Origin of the sequence: Streptosporangium minutum, from assembly GCF_002149035.1 — a bacterium.
GTDB classification, from domain to species: Bacteria; Actinomycetota; Actinomycetes; order Streptosporangiales; family Streptosporangiaceae; genus Streptosporangium; species Streptosporangium minutum.
Window position 1 is genome coordinate 1 of the sequence record NZ_NGFP01000452.1, and the last position, 2874, is coordinate 2874.

Below are 2874 nucleotides of genomic sequence, written 5' to 3' on the forward strand. Positions count from 1 at the left end.
GCCCTGGCGGCCCTGGCGCTCGTAGGAGACGACCACTCCCACGGGGGCGAACATCGACGGCTGCGTCACCGAGGAGACGGGGAAGATCTTCGACTACAAGCGCGGCGGCACCACCACCAAGGGCGTGATCATGGGCAAGGGGCCCGTGGGAGTGGTCGTCTCCTACGAGCGCCAGGGCAGCGTGTGCAGCTGGCTCCCGCTGGCCGACCGGCTGGTCGCCGAGGGACACCGGGTCCTGCTGTTCGACCGGAACGACACGGCGGCGCCCGAGGAGGACACCGTCGCGATGGCCCAGCGGCTGCGCAAGGCGGGCGCCACGAAGGTGGTGCTGGTCGGCGGGTCGATGGGCGGACGGCTCTCCCTGCTCGCCGCCGGCAAACTGGACTTCCCGGTGGCCGCGGTCATCAGCGTCTCCGGGACGATCCAGCCGGGGGAGGTGGACGACCTCAGGGCGCCCTTCCTCCAGGTGGCCGGGGACGCCGACCCCGAAGCCCCGGTCGACATGCTGCAGATCGTCTACAACGAGGCCGTGAAGTCAGCCGACCGCCAGATGCTCGTCCTCCCCGGTTCCGCCCACGCCAGCGAGCTGTTCACCGGAGACCAGGGAGAGAAGGCGCTGCGCGCCGTCACGTCCTTCGTCGAGAAGCACAAGGGCTGAGCTCGACCAGGTTGTCGTGGTAGACGGCGCCCCGGCCCATGTCGGCGTCGCGCTCGTCCACCACGGCGTTCACCGTCGCGCCGCCGGGGCTCAGCTTGCGCCAGTGCCCCTTGGCGGAGGCCACCACGCCGGGCCGTACCCTGTCGCTGATCTCCACCACGGCCTCGAACTCACCGTTGTCGTTGAACACCCGCGCACGCTGCCCGTCGCTCAGCCCTCGCTGGGCGGCGTCCGCCGGGCTGACCAGGACCCGGGGCCCCTTCGAGCGCCGCAGCAGCTCGGGGTTGTTGCCGAAGGTGGTGTTGAGGAACGTGTGGGAGGCCGGGGTGACCAGTGTCAGCGGGTACGGCCCGCGCTCGGCGGACGCCGTGTGCGGGGGGACGTAGGCCGGCCCGGAACCGAACTCCAGCCGCCCCGAGGGCGTCGGGAAGCCGTCGGCGAAGGGCACGAACGGCTGCGGCACGTTGAGCCGGACCCAGCCTTCCTTGCGCAGCCGGTCGACCGTTATGCCCTCCAGTGACGGGTGCCCCGAGGCGAGCAGCTGCTCGGCCAGCTCCAGGTCCGAGTCGTACAGCGACGGCTCGGTCAGGCCCATGTGCCTGGCCAGGCGCCGGAACGTCTCCATGGTGGACAGGCACTCACCCGGCGGCTCGACGGCGGGCTCGTTCCACATCAGATACATGTGCCCGTAACCCGCGTGCAGGTCGGTGTGCTCGATCTGCATGGTCGCCGGCAGGACGATGTCGGCGTAGTCCACGGTGTCGGTCGGGAACTGCTCCATCACGACCGTGAACAGGTCCTCACGCAGCAGCCTCTCGCGGATGCGGTCCTGGGCGGAGGTGGACCCCATGGGGTTGGCGGCATACACCCACAGGCACTTCACCGACTCGTCCAGCCCCTCGGCCAGCCGGGTCATCGTGAGCTGCCGGACCGGCGCGGCGAGCAGGTCCTCGCGGCTGTCGACGTTCAGGCGGAAGTAGGCGGTGGTGGAGTAGGCGACCCCGCCGCCGGGACGGCGCCAGTCGCCGGTCACCCCGGGGATGGCGGCGATCGTGCGCATCGCGGTGCCGCCGCCCGCGTGCCGCTGGATGCCCATCGTGGCCCGGATGCCGGTGGGCCGGGTGTGCGCCAGCCGTACGCCCAGGGCCCGGATGTCGGACTCGGGCAGCCCGGTGATCTCCGCAACGCGCTCCGGCGGGTGGCGCAGGATCTCCGCGCGGAACCCCTCCCATCCGCTCGTGTGGTTCTCCAGGTAGTCGCGGTCCTCCGCGCCCTCGGAGAGGACCACGTTCAGCAGGCCGAGGGCCAGCGCCGCGTCGGTGCCGGGCCGGATCGGCAGGTACTCGTCGGCCTGCTCGGCGGTCCGGGTGCGGATCGGGTCGATCGCCACCACGTGCGCCCCGGCCGCGCGGGCGTCCTGGATGAACTTCCACAGGTGGTGCCCGCTGGTCAGCGTGTTGGTGCCCCAGAGCAGGATCAGCTTCGACAGGGCGAACGTCTCGGGGTCCATCCCGCCGGCCGTGCCGTTGGTCCGCGACAGCCCGACGTTGCCCGCCGTCGAGCAGATGTTCAGGAAGTGCCTGGAGGCGCCGAGCGCGTTCCAGAACCGCCGGCCCGCCATGCCCTCGGACCCCTGGATGTAACCCAGCGTGCCGGTGCCCAGATACGGCCAGATCGCCTCGCCGCCGTGCTCGTCGATGATCCCGCGCAGCCGTACGGAGATCTCCTCCAGGGCCTCGTCCCAGCTGATCCGCGCGAACCGGCCGGACCCCTTGGGGCCGATCCGGCGCATCGGATGGAGGATGCGGTCGGGCGCCCGGGTGTGCTCAAGGTAGCGGTTGACCTTCACGCAGAGCGCGCCGCGGGTGTAGGGGTGGTCGGGGTTGCCGCGCATCTTGACGGCCTCGCCGTCCCGGACGGTCACCACCCATGAGCACGCGTCCGGGCAGTCCAGCGGGCAGGCGCCCAGAACCTGCAGTTCCCCCAGTGACATGTCCCCGACTTTAGCCGCGCGCGGGATCATCGACGAGCACGGCGGCGAGGCGATCTGGCCGTATCTGGGCACCGGCACGCTGGGTTACATCCAGGGGTCCGAGGGCATGGCGGGCCGGCGGTTCTGGAACGCGCTCGGCGCCTCCAGGCACTTCCTGAACATCTGCTCGACGGCGGGCAACGTCGGGCTGTCGCGGACCAACGGCACGGCCGGCGGGATGGAC

Annotated in this window: 2 protein-coding genes and 1 pseudogene; 2 read left to right on the plus strand and 1 reads right to left on the minus strand. The window is 71.3% G+C overall.

Annotated features, from left to right (window positions below; genetic code table 11):
* Nucleotides 1–130 precede the first annotated feature (130 nt).
* On the plus strand, nt 131–658 hold the full coding sequence (locus tag CA984_RS43435) for an alpha/beta hydrolase (protein ID WP_086579098.1): 528 nt from the start codon (nt 131–133) through the stop codon (nt 656–658).
* On the opposite strand, the gene CA984_RS43440 is transcribed toward CA984_RS43435, so the two are convergent.
* Nucleotides 627–2651, minus strand: coding sequence for a molybdopterin-containing oxidoreductase family protein (locus tag CA984_RS43440; protein WP_086579099.1), 2025 nt, complete (start codon nt 2649–2651; stop codon nt 627–629). The two genes, CA984_RS43435 and CA984_RS43440, sit on opposite strands and share 32 nt — an antisense overlap.
* Between CA984_RS43440 and CA984_RS43445 the strand changes: the two are divergent.
* Nucleotides 2650–2874, plus strand: a pseudogene (locus CA984_RS43445) (molybdopterin oxidoreductase family protein); the annotation flags it as partial. The gene CA984_RS43440 and the pseudogene CA984_RS43445 sit on opposite strands and share 2 nt — an antisense overlap.